This is a genomic window from Streptomyces yongxingensis (assembly GCF_055597465.1).
In genome coordinates this window covers 5,962,926-5,980,508 of sequence record NZ_CM145717.1, presented here as the reverse complement: position 1 = coordinate 5,980,508, position 17,583 = coordinate 5,962,926, and the positions used below count along the sequence as shown (strand labels likewise).

Annotated in this window: 19 protein-coding genes and 1 tRNA gene; 9 read left to right on the top strand and 11 right to left on the bottom strand. The window is 70.7% G+C overall.

Translation table 11 applies throughout. The features are described 5' to 3' along the window. The first annotated feature begins 125 nt into the window (after positions 1-125). Complete coding sequence (locus ACZ6TD_RS25825; RefSeq protein ID WP_075200444.1) at positions 126-329, top strand: hypothetical protein; 204 nt, start codon at positions 126-128, stop codon at positions 327-329. Between the two features lie 42 nt (positions 330-371). On the opposite strand, the gene ACZ6TD_RS25820 is transcribed toward ACZ6TD_RS25825, so the two are convergent. The 3 genes from ACZ6TD_RS25820 to nth are packed head-to-tail and all read right to left on the bottom strand — an operon-like array spanning position 372 to position 3,112. Continuing rightward, on the bottom strand, positions 372-1,574 hold the full coding sequence (locus tag ACZ6TD_RS25820) for a MarP family serine protease (protein WP_471341986.1): 1,203 nt from the start codon (positions 1,572-1,574) through the stop codon (positions 372-374). Positions 1,575-1,586: 12 nt separating this feature from the next. Continuing rightward, on the bottom strand, positions 1,587-2,270 hold the full coding sequence (locus tag ACZ6TD_RS25815) for an NUDIX hydrolase (RefSeq protein WP_470003265.1): 684 nt from the start codon (positions 2,268-2,270) through the stop codon (positions 1,587-1,589). Continuing rightward, positions 2,267-3,112, bottom strand: a complete 846-nt coding sequence (gene nth, locus ACZ6TD_RS25810; RefSeq protein WP_037955321.1) for an endonuclease III — start codon at positions 3,110-3,112, stop codon at positions 2,267-2,269. The genes ACZ6TD_RS25815 and nth overlap by 4 nt, the downstream gene beginning before the upstream one ends. Positions 3,113-3,360: 248 nt before the next feature. Here nth and ACZ6TD_RS25805 point away from each other — a divergent pair, with 248 nt between their 5' ends. Continuing rightward, positions 3,361-4,035, top strand: coding sequence for a Crp/Fnr family transcriptional regulator (locus ACZ6TD_RS25805; RefSeq protein ID WP_014061749.1), 675 nt, complete (start codon positions 3,361-3,363; stop codon positions 4,033-4,035). A 156-nt stretch (positions 4,036-4,191) separates the two neighbouring features. On the opposite strand, the gene ACZ6TD_RS25800 is transcribed toward ACZ6TD_RS25805, so the two are convergent. The 4 genes from ACZ6TD_RS25800 to ACZ6TD_RS25785 form a co-directional block, all read right to left on the bottom strand. Beyond that, positions 4,192-5,022, bottom strand: coding sequence for an MBL fold metallo-hydrolase (locus tag ACZ6TD_RS25800; protein ID WP_471341984.1), 831 nt, complete (start codon positions 5,020-5,022; stop codon positions 4,192-4,194). Next, positions 5,019-6,122, bottom strand: coding sequence for an NUDIX hydrolase (locus ACZ6TD_RS25795; protein ID WP_471341982.1), 1,104 nt, complete (start codon positions 6,120-6,122; stop codon positions 5,019-5,021). Before ACZ6TD_RS25795 ends, ACZ6TD_RS25800 begins: the two co-directional genes overlap by 4 nt. Before the next feature lie 161 nt (positions 6,123-6,283). Continuing rightward, positions 6,284-6,754: a RidA family protein gene (locus ACZ6TD_RS25790; RefSeq protein WP_198275991.1), complete on the bottom strand. Its 471-nt coding sequence runs from the start codon at positions 6,752-6,754 to the stop codon at positions 6,284-6,286. Continuing rightward, a complete protein-coding gene (locus tag ACZ6TD_RS25785; RefSeq protein ID WP_020870215.1) occupies positions 6,754-6,909 on the bottom strand; it encodes a DUF4177 domain-containing protein in 156 nt (51 codons plus the stop codon). Before ACZ6TD_RS25785 ends, ACZ6TD_RS25790 begins: the two co-directional genes overlap by 1 nt. Positions 6,910-6,981: 72 nt before the next feature. On the opposite strand from ACZ6TD_RS25785, the gene bagA reads away from it, so the two are divergent. Continuing rightward, entirely contained in the window at positions 6,982-7,959 is a 978-nt protein-coding gene (gene bagA / locus ACZ6TD_RS25780) for an ATPase BagA (protein ID WP_471341980.1), read from the top strand. A gap of 53 nt (positions 7,960-8,012) precedes the next feature. Continuing rightward, positions 8,013-9,362, top strand: a complete 1,350-nt coding sequence (bagB, locus tag ACZ6TD_RS25775) for an ATPase BagB (protein WP_471341979.1) — start codon at positions 8,013-8,015, stop codon at positions 9,360-9,362. Between the two features lie 706 nt (positions 9,363-10,068). On the opposite strand, the gene ACZ6TD_RS25770 is transcribed toward bagB, so the two are convergent. After that, positions 10,069-10,404: a WhiB family transcriptional regulator gene (locus ACZ6TD_RS25770; protein ID WP_020870211.1), complete on the bottom strand. Its 336-nt coding sequence runs from the start codon at positions 10,402-10,404 to the stop codon at positions 10,069-10,071. 386 nt (positions 10,405-10,790) lie between these two features. Here ACZ6TD_RS25770 and ACZ6TD_RS25765 point away from each other — a divergent pair, with 386 nt between their 5' ends. Beyond that, a complete protein-coding gene (locus ACZ6TD_RS25765; RefSeq protein WP_471341978.1) occupies positions 10,791-13,046 on the top strand; it encodes a transglycosylase domain-containing protein in 2,256 nt (751 codons plus the stop codon). A 185-nt stretch (positions 13,047-13,231) separates the two neighbouring features. Here ACZ6TD_RS25765 and ACZ6TD_RS25760 read toward each other — a convergent pair whose 3' ends face one another. Further along, positions 13,232-13,702, bottom strand: a complete 471-nt coding sequence (locus ACZ6TD_RS25760; RefSeq protein ID WP_470003259.1) for a GatB/YqeY domain-containing protein — start codon at positions 13,700-13,702, stop codon at positions 13,232-13,234. A 77-nt stretch (positions 13,703-13,779) separates the two neighbouring features. Between ACZ6TD_RS25760 and ACZ6TD_RS25755 the strand changes: the two genes are divergently transcribed. Both ACZ6TD_RS25755 and ACZ6TD_RS25750 read left to right on the top strand, forming a co-directional pair. Then, on the top strand, positions 13,780-14,709 hold the full coding sequence (locus tag ACZ6TD_RS25755; protein WP_471341975.1) for a metallophosphoesterase: 930 nt from the start codon (positions 13,780-13,782) through the stop codon (positions 14,707-14,709). Positions 14,710-14,805: 96 nt separating this feature from the next. Then, a tRNA-Pro gene (locus tag ACZ6TD_RS25750) sits at positions 14,806-14,879 on the top strand. A gap of 392 nt (positions 14,880-15,271) precedes the next feature. Here the strand turns inward: ACZ6TD_RS25750 and ACZ6TD_RS25745 are convergent. Together ACZ6TD_RS25745 and ACZ6TD_RS25740 are read right to left on the bottom strand one after the other, a co-directional pair. Continuing rightward, a complete protein-coding gene (locus ACZ6TD_RS25745) occupies positions 15,272-15,724 on the bottom strand; it encodes a hypothetical protein (protein ID WP_471341972.1) in 453 nt (150 codons plus the stop codon). 38 nt (positions 15,725-15,762) lie between these two features. Further along, the gene (locus ACZ6TD_RS25740) at positions 15,763-16,167 is read right to left on the bottom strand and encodes a pyrophosphohydrolase domain-containing protein (protein ID WP_471341971.1); all 405 of its coding nucleotides are present in this window, start codon (positions 16,165-16,167) and stop codon (positions 15,763-15,765) included. A gap of 176 nt (positions 16,168-16,343) precedes the next feature. Between ACZ6TD_RS25740 and ACZ6TD_RS25735 the strand changes: the two genes are divergently transcribed. Together ACZ6TD_RS25735 and ACZ6TD_RS25730 are read left to right on the top strand one after the other, a co-directional pair. Beyond that, on the top strand, positions 16,344-16,766 hold the full coding sequence (locus ACZ6TD_RS25735) for a TOBE domain-containing protein (protein WP_471341970.1): 423 nt from the start codon (positions 16,344-16,346) through the stop codon (positions 16,764-16,766). 237 nt (positions 16,767-17,003) lie between these two features. Continuing rightward, positions 17,004-17,579, top strand: a complete 576-nt coding sequence (locus ACZ6TD_RS25730; protein WP_471341969.1) for a TerD family protein — start codon at positions 17,004-17,006, stop codon at positions 17,577-17,579. The last annotated feature ends 4 nt before the right edge of the window (positions 17,580-17,583 follow it).

The window sequence follows — 17,583 nt, the reverse complement described above, 5'->3', positions numbered from 1 at the left end:
ATTCCGACCACGCCCCCACGCGCGTGCGAACATCTGTTTTTCGAACAGCCAATTGCCTGGAGCATAGGCCAATTGCCGCAGCCAGCGGCGATTACGGACCTTGGGTCAGGGGCACACACCGAGGTATGGGCTGGACGCACGACTACCGTGACGCACCAAATAGCCGCGGCCCCGAGGCCGCCGCTACCGCCAATGCCGCGCTGAGTGTTTCCGAGCGGGGCGGCTCCGGGCCTACCCAAGGCCATGACCCGAACATCGGGATTCCCCGCATCATCCGCCGCCGGGCCCGGTGGGTCTCGGCGCGGCTGCGCCATCCACGCAGCCGCTAGCAGTATCTCGGGCGCGGCCCGGGTCCACGGCGACACCGGAAACTAGAGGGCACACCCCTGGCTGTCCACTGGCTGGTCGGCCGTGCGCCCCTTCTGGATGTCCTCGCTCACCTCGTCCGCCGTCAGCGCGTATCCGGTGTTGGCGTCGTCGAGGGACTTGGCGAAGACCACGCCGTACACCCGCCCCTGCGGGGTGAGCAGCGGACCTCCGGAGTTGCCCTGCCGCACCGTCGCGTACAGCGAGTACACATCGCGGTGCACGGTGGAGCGGCGGTAGATGTCGGGGCCATTGGCCTCGATACGGCCGCGGACGCGGGCCGCGCGCACATCGAAGGCGCCGTTCTCCGGGAAGCCGGCGACGATCGCGCCATCACCGGTGCGCGCGTCTTCCTGCGCGAACTGGAGCGCCGGGGCCTGCAGCGAGGGCACATCGAGGACCGCGATATCGCGCTTCCAGTCGTAGAGCACGACCTTGGCGTCGTAGAGCCGGCCCTCGCCACCTATCTGCACGGTCGGGTCGCTGACGCCGCCGACGACGTGGGCGTTGGTCATGACCCGGTTCGGGGCGAAGACGAAGCCGCTGCCCTCGAGGACCTTGCCGCAGCTGGGGGCGGTGCCGACGACCTTGACGATGCTCTCCTGCGCCCGCGTGGCCACCGGCGACTGGGCGAGCGCGGGGTCGGGCTGCGGCACCGAGGTGATCGGCTCGTTGGCGAAGGGCGAGAAGACCTGCGGGAAGCCGTTCTGCGCGAGCACCGAGGAGAAGTCGGTGAACCAGGTGTTCGCCTCCTCCGGAACGACGCGGGACACCCCGAGCAGCACCTTGGAGTCGCGGACCTCCCTGCCCAGGGTGGGGAGCGAGGTCTGCGCCACCAGGGAGCCGATCAGCCAGGCCACCAGCAGCATCGCCAGGACGTTCACCAGCGCGCCGCCGGTCGCGTCCAGGGCGCGCGCCGGTGACCAGGTGATGTACCGCCGCAGCTTGTTCCCCAGGTGGGTGGTGGCCGCCTGGCCGACCGAGGCGCACACGATCACCAGGACGATCGCCACCACGGCACCGACGGTGCCCGGGGATGCCTTGTCGTCGGTGGTGCCGTCCCATATGAGCGGCAGCAGATAGACCGCGATCAACCCGCCTCCAATGAACCCCGTCACCGACAGCACGCCGACGACGAAACCCTGGCGGTAGCCGACGATCGCGAACCACACGGCGGCGAGCAGCAGCAGGATGTCCAGCACATTCACCGGAACACCGTCTCACGCGCGCCAGTCGAGTGGGACGCGCTTGGCTCGGTCCCACGGTCGCTCCCACCCCGCGTAATGCAGGATGCGATCGATCACTCCGGCGGTGAAACCCCAGACCAGAGCGGATCCCACCAGGAAGGCGGGCCCCCGGTGGCCGCTCGGGTGGACGGTGGTGGCCCGGTTCGCCGGGTCCGTGAGATCCGCCACGGGAACCGTGAAGACCCGGGCCGTCTCGGCCGGGTCCACCGGCCCGACCGGGGTGGGCCGGCGCCACCAGCCCAGCACCGGGGTGACGACGAAGCCGCTCACCGGGATGTAGAGCCGCGGCAGCACCGCGAAGACCTGGACCCCCGAGGGGTCGAGCCCGGTCTCCTCCTCGGCCTCGCGCAGCGCCGCGCGCAGCGGGCCCTCCTCCTCCGGATCGCCGTCCTCCGGGTCGAGGGCGCCGCCGGGGAAGGAGGGCTGGCCGGCGTGCGAGCGCAGCGAGCCGGAGCGCTCCATCAGCAGCAGCTCCGGGCCGCCGGGGCCCTCGCCGAAGAGCACCAGCACGGCGGAGGGGCGGCCTCCGCCCTGCGCGGGCGGCAGATAACGGCTCAGCTGGCGCGGCTCGATCGTCTCGGCCAGCCGGGCCACCGGGAGCAGCCACTCGGGCAGCCCCTGGGCGCTGACCTCCACATCCCCGTACGTGCTCGTCACTCGGCGGCTCCCAGGGGGGCGGCGGGACGGCCGGGGTAGTCGGACGGCGGGCGCAGGCGCTGGCCCGGCTGGCCGCCCATCTCGTACTTCAGCAGCTTCTTCGCCTTGTCCGGGTCGGTCTCGCCCTCCCCGTACGCCGGGCAGAGCGGGGCGATCGGGCAGGCGCCGCACGCGGGCTTGCGGGCGTGGCAGACGCGGCGGCCGTGGAAGATGATGCGGTGCGAGAGCATCGTCCACTCACTCTTGGGGAAGAGCGCGGCGATCTCCGCCTCGACCTTCTCGGGGTCCTCCTGGGCGGTCCACTTCCAGCGCCGCACCAGCCGCCCGAAGTGGGTGTCCACGGTCAGGCCCGGCACCCCGAAGGCATTGCCGAGCACCACATTGGCCGTCTTACGGCCGACACCGGGCAGGGTGACCAGGTCCTCGAGCCGGCCCGGGACCTCGCCGCCGAAGCGGTCGCGGAGGGCGGCGGACAGGCCAAGCAGCGATTTGGCCTTGGCGCGGAAGAAGCCGGTGGGCCGGATCAGCTGCTCCAGGGCCTCCGGGTCGGCGGCGGCCATGTCCTCGGGCGTCGGATACGCGGCGAAGAGCGCGGGGGTGGTCTGGTTGACCCGCAGATCGGTGGTCTGGGCCGACAGCACCGTGGCCACCAGAAGCTGGAACGAGTTCTCGAAGTCCAGCTCGGGGTGGGCGTACGGATACACCTCGGCGAGCTCGCGGTTGATCCGCCGGGCGCGGCGGACGAGGGCGAGCCGGGACTCGGGACGGGCGCCCTTCGAGCCCTTGACCGATTTATGCGGTTTCGAGGCTTCTGTCGAGTCGGCGGATTCTTGTTCGCCCACGGCGGAATTACGAGGTGCGGTCACCCGTCCGGCCCCCTTGCCCTGTGCTCTCACCGGCGTATTGGACACCCGGCCAGCCTAAGCCCACCCACCGACATCCGGTCCGGCCACCGCGAAGAGGCCCCCAATCGGACCCCTGCCGCACAGCTCGGCAGGCCAGTGCGTCAAACTTGTGATTGATCGCACTGTTTTACCGTCCGGCATCATGGGGACGTCGGTCCCCTGTGCATGTCGACAAGGAGAGACTCGTGGACGACGTTCTGCGGCGCGCCCCGCTCTTCGCGGCGCTCGATGACGAGCAGGCCGCTGAGCTGCGCGCCTCCATGGGAGAGGTCACCCTCGCGCGGGGTGACGCGCTCTTCCACGAAGGGGACCCCGGCGATCGCCTGTACGTGGTCACCGAGGGCAAGGTGAAGCTCCACCGCACCTCTCCCGACGGCCGCGAGAACATGCTGGCCGTGCTCGGCCCCGGCGAGCTGATCGGCGAGCTGTCGCTCTTCGACCCGGGCCCGCGCACCGCCACCGCCACCGCCCTCACCGAAGTCAAGCTGCTCGGCCTCGGCCACGGCGATCTCCAGCCGTGGCTGAACGCCCGGCCCGAGGTCGCCTCCGCGCTGCTGCGCGCGGTCGCCCGGCGCCTGCGCAAGACCAACGACCAGATGTCCGACCTGGTCTTCTCCGATGTCCCCGGCCGGGTCGCCAGGGCCCTGCTGGACCTGTCGCGCCGCTTCGGCGTGCAGTCGGAGGAAGGCATCCACGTCGTCCACGACCTGACCCAGGAGGAGCTGGCCCAGCTGGTCGGCGCCTCCCGCGAGACCGTCAACAAGGCGCTCGCCGACTTCGCGGGCCGCGGCTGGCTGCGGCTGGAGGCGCGCGCGGTGATCCTGCTGGACGTCGAGCGGCTGGCCAAGCGCTCCCGCTGACGCCCAACGGAACGCGAAGACCGACCGTAAGGGGCCCGCCGGATTCCGGCGGGCCCCTTACGGCGCTGCGGGCTTACGGCGCTGCGGGCCTTACGGCGCTCATGAACGGCTGGACCCACAGGCCGTGGATCCCCAAGGCTCCGGGAAACGCCGGCCTCAGATCAGCCCGTGGTCGCGCAGATAGTCCAGCTGGGCCCGGACCGACAGCTCCGCCGCCGGCCACAGGGACCGGTCCACGTCCGCGTACACATGCGCCACGACCTCCGAGGGCGTCCGGTGGCCGTCCTCGACCGCCGTCTCCACCTGGGCGAGCCGGTTGGCGCGATGCGCGAGGTAGTACTCCACGGCGCCCCGGGCATCGTTCAGCACCGGCCCGTGGCCCGGCAGGACGGTGTCCACCCCGTCGTCCACCGTCAGTGAGCGCAGCCGTCGCAGCGAGTCCAGATAGTCGCCGAGCCGCCCGTCCGGATGCGCCACGACGGTCGTGCCCCGCCCGAGCACCGTGTCGCCCGTAAGGACCGCGCCATCGGCCGGAAGGTGGAAGGACAGCGAGTCGGCGGTGTGGCCGGGCGTGGGCACCACCCGCAGCTCCAGACCGCCGGTGGTTATGACATCCCCCAGCTCCAGCCCCTCGTCCCCCAGCCGCAGCGCCGGATCCAGCGCCCTTACGGACGTCCGCGTCAGCTCCGCGAAGCGCGCCGCGCCCTCCGCGTGGTCCGGGTGGCCATGGGTGAGCAGCGTCAGGGCGACCCGCCTGCCCGCCCGCTCGGCGGTCGCGATGACCTCCTTGAGGTGGGCGTCGTCCAGCGGCCCGGGGTCGATGACGACGGCGAGGTCGGAGTCGGGCTCGGCCACGATCCAGGTGTTGGTGCCGTCCAGGGTCATGGGCGAGGCGTTCGGCGCCAGGACGCAGACGGCCCGGTCGGTGGCCGGGCCGCCGATGGTGCCCCCGCGCGGCTGGCCGGGCAGAGCGGATGCGTACGTCATGCGGAAGGTCCCCCCGTGGCTCCCGGGATGTGCTTGGTGAACTCATCATGGCCCGGCCAGCTCAGCACCAGCTCCCCGTTCTCCACCCGCGCCCGGGCCAGGACCGGCGTCAGATCCCGGTCCGCCGCGGCGGCCAGCGCGTCGGCGACCGAGCCGTGCGCCGCGAGCTGGCGCAGCGTCGCGATCGTGGGCGGCATCATCAGCAGCTCGCCCCGGTCGTAGCCGTCGGCCGCGTCACCCGGACGGATCCAGACGGTCCGGTCCGCCTCCGTGGAGGCATTACGGGTGCGCTGCCCCCGCGGCAGCGCAGCCACGAAGAACCAGGTGTCGTAGCGGCGCGGTTCGAACTCTGGGGTGATCCAGCGCGCCCAGCAGCTCAGGAGGTCCGAGCGGAGTACGAGCCCCCGGCGGTCCAGGAACTCCGCGAAGGACAGGTCCCGGGCGACCAGCGCCGCGCGGTCCGCCTCCCAGTCGTCCCCCGTCGTGTCCGCGACCACGGTGTGCGGCGTCGGGCCCGCCAGCAGCACCCCCGCCTCCTCGAAGGTCTCGCGTACCGCCGCGCACACGATGGCCTGCGCCTGCGTCGCCTCGCTCGGGTCCAGGCCCAGCCGCCGCGCCCACTGCGTCCGCGAGGGGCCGGCCCAGGTGACCATCCGCTCATCGCGCGGGTCCACGGAGCCGCCCGGATAGGCGTACGCGCCTCCGGCGAAGGCCATGGAGGCGCGTCTGCGCAGCATGTAGACGGCGGGACCGGCGGCCCCTCCCGCCGCGTTCTGCGGGCCCTCCGGGGGCGTTTCAGGGCCTTCCGCGGCCCCCGCGGGCTCCGGCGCCCTCGCGGACTCCCGCGCCGCGTCGGGCTGCTCCGCCGCGTCGAGCTCGTCCGGTGTGTGCTCCTCGTGCCCGCCCTGAGCGTCCTGTGCGTCCTGTGCGTCCTGTGCGTCCTGTGGTGCGTCCGGCCCGGCCGTTCCGTACGGTTCGTCCCGCAGCAGCAGGACGGTGGCGGCCCGGCGCGGTGTCACCGGTGTGAGCTCACCGGCCGACAGGAGCCGGATCCGCTCTGGCCACTCGGGTGGGTACCACTGGCCATTCGTAGTGGACATGGCCGGATGCTATGCGCTTACGGGCTGATGTTCGAGTGGCCCCCGCGGCGCCACGCCGGGGCCGGTCCGCGCACCGGCCGTCACACCGGTCCGCGTCCGCCTACGCCCGCGCCCACCGGTCCGCCGACGGGACCGCTCGCCGGTCCGCGCACCGGCGCCCGCTAGTCCGCGACCTCGACCTGGATCTCGACCTCGACCGGCGCGTCCAGGGGCAGCACCGCCACGCCCACCGCGCTGCGCGCGTGCACGCCCGCGTCGCCCAGGGCCTCGCCCAGCAACTCGCTCGCGCCGTTGATGACACCCGGCTGGCCGGTGAAGTCCGGCGCCGAGGCGACGAAACCGACGACCTTCACGACCCGCACGATCCGGTCGAGGTCACCGACGACCGACTTCACGGCGGCCAGCGCGTTCAGCGCACAGGTGCGCGCCAGGTCCTTGGCCTCCTCCGGGGTGACCTCCGCGCCGACCTTGCCGGTCACGCCCAGCTTCCCCTCGACCAGCGGCAGCTGGCCCGAGGTGTAGACGTACGGGCCGGTGCGGAGCGCGGGCACATAGGAGGCCAGGGGCGCCGCGACCGCGGGCAGCGTCAGGCCGAGCCCGGCGAGCCTGCCCTCGACCGTGCCGCCCGCCATCAGCCCTTCTCCCGCTTCAGATAGGCCACCAACTGCTCCGGGTTCGGGCCGGGGACCACCTGGACCAGCTCCCAGCCGTCCTCGCCCCAGGTGTCCAGAATCTGCTTCGTGGCGTGCACGAGCAGCGGTACGGTCGCGTATTCCCACTTGGTCATGGGGCCGACTGTAATGCCTCTCCGCCGGGCCCTGGTGCGTAGGGCGAGGGGGGACTGGTTAGGCTCCCCACTGTGAGCAGGCTCCATGTCGTCAGTGGCAAGGGCGGAACCGGCAAGACCACGGTCGCCGCCGCACTCGCGCTGGCCCTCGCGGCCGATGGCAAGCGCACCCTGCTGGTGGAGGTCGAGGGCCGTCAGGGCATCGCGCAGCTCTTCGAGACGGAACCGCTGCCCTATGAGGAGCGGAAGATCGCCACCGCCCCGGGCGGCGGGGAGGTGCACGCTCTGGCGATCGATCCGGAGTTCGCACTCCTGGACTACCTCCACATGTTCTACAAGCTGGGCTCGGCCGGACGCGCCCTCAAGAAGCTCGGCGCGATCGACTTCGCGACCACCATCGCCCCGGGGCTGCGGGACGTCCTGCTGACCGGCAAGGCGTGCGAGGCGGTGCGCCGTAAGGGCAAGGACGGCCGCTTCGTCTACGACTCCGTGGTCATGGACGCGCCGCCCACCGGCCGCATCACCCGCTTCCTGAACGTCAACCACGAGGTGGCCGGGCTGGCCAGGACCGGCCCGATACACAATCAGGCCCAGGCGGTGATGCGCGTCCTGAAGTCCCCCCAGACGGCGGTCCACATGGTGACCCTGCTGGAGGAGATGCCGGTCCAGGAGACCGCGGACGGCATCGCCGAGCTGCGCGCCGACGACCTTCCGACGGGCGGGGTCATCATCAACATGGTCCGGCCCGCGATCCTCGACCACGAGGCCGTCGAGGTGGCCGCCAACGGGCAGCGCGCGGCCGTCGCCAAGGCGCTCTCCCAGGCGGGCTTGGGCGGTGCGCGCCGCGGCGGCATGGCCGAGCGGCTGGTCGACCCGCTGCTGGAGCAGGCGCGCGAGCACGCCGAGCGGGTGGCCCTGGAGCGGGCGCAGCGCGCCGAGCTGACCGGGCTGGGTCTGCCACTGCACGAGTTGGAGCTGCTCACGGACGGCATCGACCTGGCCGGGCTGTACCGGCTCGCGGCGGATCTGCGCAAGCAGTGGCCGACGTGAGCGGCGCCCACCGTAAGGGCGCCACGGACAACGAGTCGTACGCAGGAGGCGGCATGAGCATGGACGTGGCACCCCGGCTGGACATGGACGTCCTGCTGGACGATCCGCAGACCCGCATCGTGGTGTGCTGCGGCTCCGGTGGTGTCGGTAAGACCACCACCGCCGCCGCCCTGGGCGTACGGGCCGCAGAGCGCGGCCGTAAGGTCGTCGTCCTCACCATCGATCCGGCCCGCCGGCTCGCGCAGTCCATGGGCATCGACGCGCTGGACAACATCCCGCGCCGGGTGGAGGGCATCGGCGGCGGGGACGGTGGCGAACTGCACGCCATGATGCTCGACATGAAGCGGACGTTCGACGAGTTCGTGGAGGCGCACGCCGACCCCGAGCGCGCCCGGGCGATCCTCGCGAACCCCTTCTACCAGTCGCTCTCGGCCGGTTTCGCGGGCACGCAGGAGTACATGGCCATGGAGAAGCTCGGCCAGCTCCGGGCCCGCGACGAATGGGACCTGATCGTCGTCGACACCCCGCCCAGCCGGTCGGCGCTGGACTTCCTGGACGCGCCGAAACGTCTCGGCTCCTTCCTGGACGGGAAGTTCATCAAGGTCCTGATGGCCCCGGCCAAGGTGGGCGGCAAGGCCGGGATGAAGTTCCTGAACGTGGGCGTCTCGATGATGACGGGCACGGTCAGCAAGGTGCTCGGCGGGCAGCTGATGCGCGACGTTCAAACGTTTGCTGCCGCGATGGACACCATGTTCGGCGGATTCCGTACTCGCGCGGAGGCCACCTACCGGCTCCTGCAGGCTCCGGGGACGGCCTTCCTCGTGGTGGCCGCACCCGAGCGGGACGCCCTGCGGGAGGCCGCGTACTTCGTGGAACGGCTGGCCGCGGACCAGATGCCGCTGGCCGGGCTGGTGCTGAACCGGGTGCACGGCAGCGGTGCCGAACAGCTTTCGGCGGAACGCGCGTTGGCCGCGGCGGAGATCCTGACCCTGGAGGGCGACCCGGTGGATCCGGACGATGCGGCCGTGAACACCACGGAGGGGAGCGATCCGGCCAAGAACGGCGCCGGGGCAGAAAATCTTGCCGACGGCGGATTTGTCGATCCCCCCTCAGGGAATGCTCAAGCGCGGAACCCCTCGGCAGCGGACCCCGACGTCTCCCCCACGTCGGCGGACTCGTCGGCGGAGCGGCTCGCCGCGGGACTGCTTCGGCTGCACGCGGAGCGTATGCAGGTGCTCGGACGCGAGCAGCGCACGCACGACCGCTTCACGGCGCTCCACCCCGAGGTTCCGGTGGCCCAAGTGGCCGCACTCCCTGGCGACGTACACGACTTGGCAGGACTGCGGGCGATCGGCGAACGCCTCGCGGTCCCGCTGGAGCGGACCAAGCGCGCGGCGGGCTGAGTCGGTGCCCGCCGGGCGGTCGGCCGCCCGCGCATGGATGGAGACGCACGACAGCACGACAGACAGCAACAGCACAGACAGCAACAGCACGCATAGCGCACAGCGAGCGACAGCGGTGATGGACCGCATGGCACCCGGTGACGGCCACCGAGGCGGACAGGCGCGCGGACGCCCGTAGCCGGGCTCGGGTTCGGGGCCTCGGGCTTCGGCGGACGCGGCTGCTCGGCTGGCGGCCTACGGCCCGCGCACAGGCAGACCCACGCCCCACGCGCAGGCAGGCCACAGTCACCGGCGGCCAAGGGCGTAACCGGCAGCCGAAGGCGGTACCACTGGCCCAGGCGTGGCCCAGGCGGCGGGCCAACTCCCCGCCCGCGACAACCTGTTAGCCATGTCACGCCAGGCCATACCGCATGAGGCCATGCTCATCCGAGGCCATGTCACACGCGCCCCCACAGCCCCACGGCCGACCGCGGCCAGGGCCGCGGTCGTGCTCGGAGGCGTGCGCGTACCCGTACCCGCCCCTGACGAGGCGCGCCCGTACTCGCACCCCCACTCGTGCCGAGACGAGAGGTGGGTGAGGTGATGATGAGGCGAGACGCTCACACCGGCAGGCGTCAACCCAGCAGGCGTCAACCTGCAGGCGTCAACCCAGCAGGCCGTCAGCCCGGCAGGCTGTCAGCCGACCACCGGCGGACCGCCGCCCGGTCTACCCGACCGCGGCGAAGCGCTCGTAGTCCTCGTCGTCGAAGGGCAGAATCCCCGCGCTGCGCTCGTACTCGATGCGCGCGGTCTCGAGGAGCCTGCGCCAGGAGGTCACCGTCGGCCGGCGGCGCAGCAGTGCTCGCCGCTCGCGCTCGGTCATCCCTCCCCACACACCGAACTCCACGCGGTTGTCCAAGGCATCCGCAAGGCACTCGGTGCGCACCGGGCATCCGGTGCAGACCGCTTTGGCCCTGTTCTGTGCCGCGCCCTGGACGAACAGTTCATCTGGATCAGTAGTGCGGCAGGCGGCCTGCGCACTCCAGTCGGTTACCCAGCCCATGCTGGCGCCGTCCTCTCCCGAATCGGAGCTCCCCCACGGCGACAAACGGCTTATTCACCGTCGCCAGTTGAGGACGTTACGGAAGCGAGACACAGCGCAACACCCCCTGCAGGCCCAATCTTGGATGGTCCGAACGGACTATGGGTACGCGGCAGATCACCCAACGGAGTGAGCTGACGACATTTGCGATTACTAGTGCAAATCCGGGCAGTTCACGCACCGAACAACGGGCAGCTCAGGACAGGGGGCCGCAATCCGGGCAGCTCTCATCGCTCACTTGAGTGAGGGTGGAGGTGTGGCTCAGCCACACAGCTGTGACTGGCGTGAAACAGCTTATGCGAACACCCGGTCCCCTGTCCGGCGATTCGAGACGTAGGCTGCGTCCTATGGGAAACACGCGCTCGAGCGGAGGGCTGTCCACCGCTCAACAGGCCGCCAAGTTCCTCGGCGTCAGCGCGCTGGCCGGTGCCGTGATGGCCGGGCTCGCGCTTCCCGCCGTCGGGGCGCTCGGCCTGGCGGCCAAGGGAACCGTCGAGGAGTTCGACGGAATTCCGGCCAATCTCAAGACACCGCCGCTCAGCCAGCGGACCACGATCCTGGACGCCGAGGGCGGGGAGATCGCGAAGGTCTACTCCCGCGACCGGACGATCGTGAAGCTGAACGACGTCTCCCCGTACATGCGGCAGGCGATCGTCGCGATCGAGGACGCCCGCTTCTACGAGCACGGGGCGGTCGACCTCAAGGGCGTGCTGCGCGCGGTGAACACCAACGCGCAGGACGGCGGGGTCTCCCAGGGTGCCTCCACCCTGACCCAGCAGTATGTGAAGAACGTGTTCGTCGAGGAGGCGGGCGACGACAAGGAGAAGGTCGCCGAGGCCACCCAGCAGTCCATCGGCCGCAAGATCAAGGAACTGAAGTACGCGATCAAGGTCGAGAAGGAACTGGGCAAGAAGCGGATCCTCGAGAACTACCTGAACATCACCTTCTTCGGGCAGCAGGCGTACGGCATCGAGGCGGCCTCCCAGCGCTACTTCAGCAAGTCCGCCAAGGACCTGAAGCTGGAGCAGGCGGCGCTGCTGGCCGGTCTCGTCCAGTCGCCCAGCCGCTACGACCCGATCAACGCCCCGAACGCCGCCAAGGCACGTCGCGACACCGTTCTGCGGCGCATGGCCGAGGTGAAGGACATCACTCCGGCGCAGGCCGCCGCGGCCCGGAAGAAGCCGCTCGGCCTCAAGGTCAGCATGCCCAGGAGCGGCTGCATCACGGCCGTCAAGGGCGCCGGGTTCTTCTGTGACTACGTCCGCGAGACCCTGCTCAACGACCCGACCTTCGGCAAGACCGCGGAGGCGCGCTCCAAGCGCTGGACCCAGGGCGGTCTGACGATCCGCACGACGCTCGACCCGCAGGCCCAGGAGTCGGTCCAGAAGTCGATCAAGAAGCATGTCTACCAGTCCGACCCGGTGGCCACCGCGGTGACGCTGGTCGAGCCGGGCACCGGCAAGGTGCTGGGGATGGGCCAGTCCAGGCCGTACGGCTTCGGCGAGAACGAGACCCAGATCAACCTGTCCGCGGACAAGTCCATGGGCGGCTCGAACTACGGCTTCCAGGTCGGCTCCACGTTCAAGCCGATCACCGCGGCGGCCGCCATCGAGCAGGGCAAGAAGCCGTACCAGCGCTACTCCTCGCCGTACAAGATGAAGTACCCGAGCCCGGTCACCACCTGCAAGGGCACCTGGAGCAACGACGAGGGCGCGACCGTCGAGAACGAGAACGAGAAGGAGGTCGGCCCGTACGGGATGAAGGAGGCGACCGCCAAGTCGGTCAACACCTACTTCGTCCAGCTGATCAGCGACATCGGGGTCTGCCCGGTGACGCAGATGGCCGACAAGATGGGGGCGAAGCGCGCCGACGGCCAGGAGCACAACCAGGTGCCCTCCCTCACCCTCGGCTCCGAGGGCTTCTCGCCGCTGACGATGGCCAACGCCTACGCGACCTTCGCCAACCGCGGTGTCTACTGCTCGCCGGTCTTCATCGAGTCGATCACCGGACCCGGCGGCAAGAAGCTGAAGGTGCCGCAGTCGAAGTGCTCCCGCGCGATGTCGGAGAAGACCGCGGACACCATCAACACGCTGCTGCGCGGAGTGGTCGAGGACGGCACCGGCAAGCAGGCCGGGCTCCAGAGCCGCCCGAGCGCCGGTAAGACGGGTACGACGGACGAGCGCAGGGCCGCGTGGTTCGTCGGCTACACCCCGAACATGGCCGGTGCGGTGTGGGTCGGCGGCCCGGGCTCCAAGGGCGTCAAGATGGAGAACATCACCATCGGCGGCGTCCCCCACGACAAGGTCTACGGCGCGGACACCCCCGGCCCGATCTGGAAGGACGCGATGAGCGGCGCGCTGGACGGCAAGCCGGCCCCGAACTTCGTGAACGTCCAGATCAAGGACCCGAACCAGCGCAAGCCCCACGACGACAAGAAGCCGGACGACCGCAGGCCGGGCCGCGACAGGGGAAACGACAACGGCGGCAACGGCGGCCAGGACAACCCGTGGCCGGACATCTCCCTGCCCCCGGACCTGATCGGCGGCGGCAATGGGAACGGCGGTAACGGCAACGGGAATGGCGGCTGGCGCTTTCCGCGGTAGCGGTGGCTCGTGATCGAGCGCTGAAGGGGGCCGGACGGAGATGTCCGGCCCCCTTCTTATGTCTGCGTCTTATGTGCGCGCGGGGATCCTTACGGCCGTAACGGGAGCCTTACGGCGCCCATGAACCCGTAACGTGACGTACCCGCCCCGTAGCACAACGCGACAAGAGATCCTCCGGGCGGGGACTACCCGCCCGCGAGCTGCCGCTTCACCGCGGCGGCGACCCGGCCGCCCTCGGCCCGCCCGGCGATCTTCGGGTTCACGATCTTCATCACGGCGCCCATGGCCCGCGGCCCCTCCGCGCCGCCCGCCGCGGCCTCCCGTACCGCCTCGGCCACCAGGGCGTTCAGCTCGTCGTCCGTAAGGGGCTTCGGCAGATACTCGGCGAGCACCTCGCCCTCCGCCCGCTCCCGCTCGGCCTGCTCGGCGCGGCCGCCCTTCTCGAACGCCTCGGCGGCCTCACGGCGCTTCTTGGCCTCCCGGGCGACGATCTTCTCCACCTCGGCGTCGGACAGCTCACGCGCGCTCTCGCCCGCGACCTCTTCCTTGGTGATCGCGGTGATGGTGAGCCGGAGAGTCGAGGAGCGCAGCTCGTCGCGCGCCTTGATCGCCGTGGTGAGATCGTCCTGCAGCCTGGACTTGAGCGTGGTGGTCATGGCGTCGAGTGTGCCAGCACTGGCCGGGAATCACCCGAAGATTTCTCCCCCGGCGGCGTTCTGCGACCATGGACGGCATGCGCGCGCGATACGGAGTACCCCTGGGAATCACGGCGGTCGGCGCAGCCGGCCTCGCCTACGCCGCCTGCTTCGAAGTCCGGTCCTTCAGGCTCCGGCGGATCACCGTTCCGGTGCTCCCGCGGGGGATGCGCCCCCTGCGCGTCCTGCAGGTCTCCGACATCCACATGGTGAGCGGACAGCGCAAGAAGCAGCGCTGGCTCCAGTCCCTGGCCGGGCTGCGCCCCGACTTCGTGGTGAACACGGGGGACAACCTCTCGGACCCGGAGGGCGTACCGGAGGTCCTGGACGCGCTGGGCCCGCTGATGGAGTTCCCCGGCGCGTATGTCTTCGGCTCGAACGACTACTACGGCCCGAAGCCGCGCAACCCCGCGCGCTATCTGCTGGAGAAGGCCAGCGGGAGGCACGGTCTGAACGGCAACCCCCCGGTCGTCGGCGCCATCCACAACCCGTGGACGGAGCTCCGCGACGCCTTCGACGCGGCCGGCTGGGTCGGGCTGTCGAACACCCGCGGCCGCCTGAAGCTGGAGGACATCGAGATCGCCCTCACCGGCCTCGACGACCCCCACATCAAGCGCGACCGTTACGCCGAGGTGGCCGGCGGCCCCGAGTCGGGCGCCGACCTCTCCCTGGCCGTGGTCCACGCCCCGTATCTGCGCGTCCTCGACGCCTTCACCGCGGACCGCTACCCCCTGATCCTCGCGGGCCACACCCACGGCGGCCAACTGTGCATCCCCTTCTACGGCGCCCTGGTCACCAACTGCGACCTGGACGCCCGCCGGGTCAAGGGCCTCTCCCAGCACCAGGCCGGCGGCCACACCTCCTACCTCCACGTCTCCGCGGGCTGCGGCACCAACCGCTACACCCCGGTCCGCTTCGCCTGCCCCCCGGAAGCCACCCTGCTCACCCTCACCCCCCAGACCCCCTGACCCCACCCCGCCCACCGGGACCGTCCCGACCTGCGGGACCTCGAAAACCGGATTTCGTCTCTGGCCACAGGTCCGCTAAAGTAGAGCTCGTTGCTTCGGGGTGTAGCGCAGCTTGGCAGCGCGCTTCGTTCGGGACGAAGAGGTCGTGGGTTCAAATCCCGCCACCCCGACTGAAGGAACACAGGTCAGGGGCCTGATTCGCGAAAGCGGATCGGGTCCCTGACTCGTTTCCGGTGTAGTGGAGTGGAGCCGCTGATCAGGGTGCCGGTCAGCAGGAGTGCGTCGAGCCGGACAGCCGCTCTGCGTAAAGCGGCTGGAGCTGGGTGCCGCGGAGATTCACGGTGCCCTCGATCGGGGCGGCGCCGCGTAGCCGCGTTTCCCCGATGACGGCGCCGCTGACGCGCAGTGCCAGGCCGTCAGGGTTGGACAGGCGGGGCTCTGTCAGGTCCAGTTGCCCGGGTGTACGAGCGGACGTCGACCTTCGCCACCTCCCCCGCGGTGGCGGGGTGGCTGAGCAGAAGAGCGCGCGGCACCGCGCCCCGCACCGTTCGCTCCGTAGCGATCACCACGCGGTCAGGCGCAGCGCTGCTTCCGCGTTGGCCAGCATCCGGGCGATGGCGATGGGGAGATGCTGGAATTCCTCCATCACGACGTCGTACGGCTCGACGCGGTGGGTCGCTCCGTCGAGCCCCTCGGCCTCGATGAGGTAGCGGTATCCGGCCGGTGAGCTGGCGTCAGCGGCCTTCTTCCAGGCGGCTCCGTGGCGACGTACCAGCACATCGCCCAGGTACGACGTCAGATCCGTGTGGAGCGTGATCCAGTCCGACTGCTCGAACTCGCCGAGTGGGAGTCGGTCCACGTAGTTCTGGAGGCCGGGCATGAGCGCCAGAGGGTCGTCGGCGTACCGCTCGGGCACGACCCCGAGCATCGCGGCGAGGCCGACGGCGTTGCGATGTGCGCCCTCCGTCCAGGCGAGGGCCTCCGCGGCCGCCCCGTCCGGCGTCGTGTTCTGCATCCGCCCAGCATTCCAGCCGCCCGAGCGGGACGGGGCGCCTATTCGGCCTCGTGCGTCCAGCCCTGGCGGCGGAGGACGGCCGGGATGTCGGGGGCCTGGTAGTGGGTGCCCTTGAGGACCTTGCCGTCGGCGCGGAGGGTGGGGCGGCCGTCGGGGCCGAGTTTGGTCATATTGGCCCGGTGGATCTCGGCGATCACCTCGTCGAGGTCGATGCCGTGGACCAGGGCGGTGCCGTAGGCGACGTAGACGACGTCGGCCAGTTCGTGGGCGAGGTGGTCGAGGGTGCCATGGGCGCTCGCCTCGGCCACTTCGGCGCACTCCTCGGCCAGGAGATCCTGGCGGTGGGCGGCGAGTTCCGGTGAGACCTCGGTGGGGGTCTTACGGGCGTCGAGGCCGAAGGCCAGGTGGAATTCGCGGACGAGGTCGGCGGGAGAGCGGCGCATTCGTCCGATCGTACGTGGGGGGTGGGGTGGCTGGGTGCGGCTGGGGGTGATGCGCGGGCGCCGCCCAGCCCTGTGCGACGTATGGGGCCGTTGTGCGTCGGCGCGCGGATCCTTGGGTGGGTGCCTAGGGTGAGGCGTATCAGGCCCTTGACCTCCGCCTCCGGGGTGGTGCACCCATGAGTCTCAGCATCCGCAATCAGCTCCCCGCCACCGTCGTGTCCGTGACGCCCGGCGAGGCCATGGCCACGGTGCAGGGGCGGCTGTCCGGGGGGCAGATGGTGACGGCCGCCGTGACCATGAGTGCCGTGAAGGAGCTCGGCATCGGGGAGGGCTCCGAGGTGACGGCGCTGGCCAAGGCCACTGAGGTGGCCCTGGCCACCGGGGAGGTCTCGGGGCTGAGCATCCGCAATCGCTTCCCGGGCACCGTCAGCCGCCTCACCCTCGGGGCCGCCATGGCCACCGTCGTCATCGACATCGGCGGCGGCCAGGAGCTCACGGCCGCCATCACCCAGGACGCGGCGGCGGAGCTGGGGCTCGCCGAGGGCAGCCTCGTCACCGCTCTGATCAAGTCGACCGAGGTGTCGCTCGCCACCGCGTAGGCCGATAGGTGGTGGGGTGGTGAGGTGGGGGTGGTGAGTCGGTGGGCCAGATGGGCTACCGGCTTCGCCCCGGCCCCGGCCCGACTCGCCTCGCCCTCGCCCCGGCCCGCTTTCGCTCCCGCCCCGCCTTGCCTCGTCCTCACGCCCAGATCTCGCCAACTCCTCCGCCCCTCACTCCACGAACTTCTACAGTGTTGTAGATTTTGACTCCGGTCCACCGAGCACGAGGAGGAGATCGTGGGAGTTTCCCTGTCCAAAGGCGGCAATGTCTCGCTGAGCAAGGAGGCACCGGGCCTGAGCGCCGTCGTCGTCGGCCTGGGCTGGGACGTGCGGACGACGACGGGCACCGACTACGACCTCGACGCGAGCGCGCTGCTGTGCGACGAGGCCGGTAAGGTCGCGTCCGACCGGCACTTCGTCTTCTACAACAACCTCACCAGCCCCGACGGCTCCGTGGAGCACACCGGCGACAACCTCACCGGTGAGGGCGAGGGCGACGACGAGGCCATCAAGGTCAACCTGGCCGCCGTTCCCGCCGAGATCGCCAGGATCGTCTTCCCGGTCTCCATCCACGACGCGGAGAGCCGCAGCCAGAACTTCGGCCAGGTCCGGAACGCCTTCATCCGGGTGGTCAACCAGGCCGACAACGTCGAACTCGCCCGCTACGACCTGAGCGAGGACGCCGCGACCGAGACGGCGATGGTCTTCGGCGAGCTCTACCGCAACGGCGCGGAGTGGAAGTTCCGCGCGGTCGGCCAGGGGTACGCCTCGGGGCTCGCGGGCATCGCCTCCGACTTCGGCGTCAATCTCTGACTGA

Coding starts and splice junctions, on each gene's coding strand:
- ACZ6TD_RS25825 (WP_075200444.1), top strand. CDS start 126: ATGGGCTGGACGCACGACTACCGTGACGCACCAAATAGCCGCGGCCCC.
- ACZ6TD_RS25800 (WP_471341984.1), bottom strand. CDS start 5,022: ATGACGTACGCATCCGCTCTGCCCGGCCAGCCGCGCGGGGGCACCATC.
- ACZ6TD_RS25795 (WP_471341982.1), bottom strand. CDS start 6,122: ATGTCCACTACGAATGGCCAGTGGTACCCACCCGAGTGGCCAGAGCGG.
- ACZ6TD_RS25790 (WP_198275991.1), bottom strand. CDS start 6,754: ATGGCGGGCGGCACGGTCGAGGGCAGGCTCGCCGGGCTCGGCCTGACG.
- ACZ6TD_RS25785 (WP_020870215.1), bottom strand. CDS start 6,909: ATGACCAAGTGGGAATACGCGACCGTACCGCTGCTCGTGCACGCCACG.
- bagB (WP_471341979.1), top strand. CDS start 8,013: ATGAGCATGGACGTGGCACCCCGGCTGGACATGGACGTCCTGCTGGAC.
- ACZ6TD_RS25770 (WP_020870211.1), bottom strand. CDS start 10,404: ATGGGCTGGGTAACCGACTGGAGTGCGCAGGCCGCCTGCCGCACTACT.
- ACZ6TD_RS25765 (WP_471341978.1), top strand. CDS start 10,791: ATGGGAAACACGCGCTCGAGCGGAGGGCTGTCCACCGCTCAACAGGCC.
- ACZ6TD_RS25760 (WP_470003259.1), bottom strand. CDS start 13,702: ATGACCACCACGCTCAAGTCCAGGCTGCAGGACGATCTCACCACGGCG.
- ACZ6TD_RS25755 (WP_471341975.1), top strand. CDS start 13,780: ATGCGCGCGCGATACGGAGTACCCCTGGGAATCACGGCGGTCGGCGCA.
- ACZ6TD_RS25745 (WP_471341972.1), bottom strand. CDS start 15,724: ATGCAGAACACGACGCCGGACGGGGCGGCCGCGGAGGCCCTCGCCTGG.
- ACZ6TD_RS25740 (WP_471341971.1), bottom strand. CDS start 16,167: ATGCGCCGCTCTCCCGCCGACCTCGTCCGCGAATTCCACCTGGCCTTC.
- ACZ6TD_RS25735 (WP_471341970.1), top strand. CDS start 16,344: ATGAGTCTCAGCATCCGCAATCAGCTCCCCGCCACCGTCGTGTCCGTG.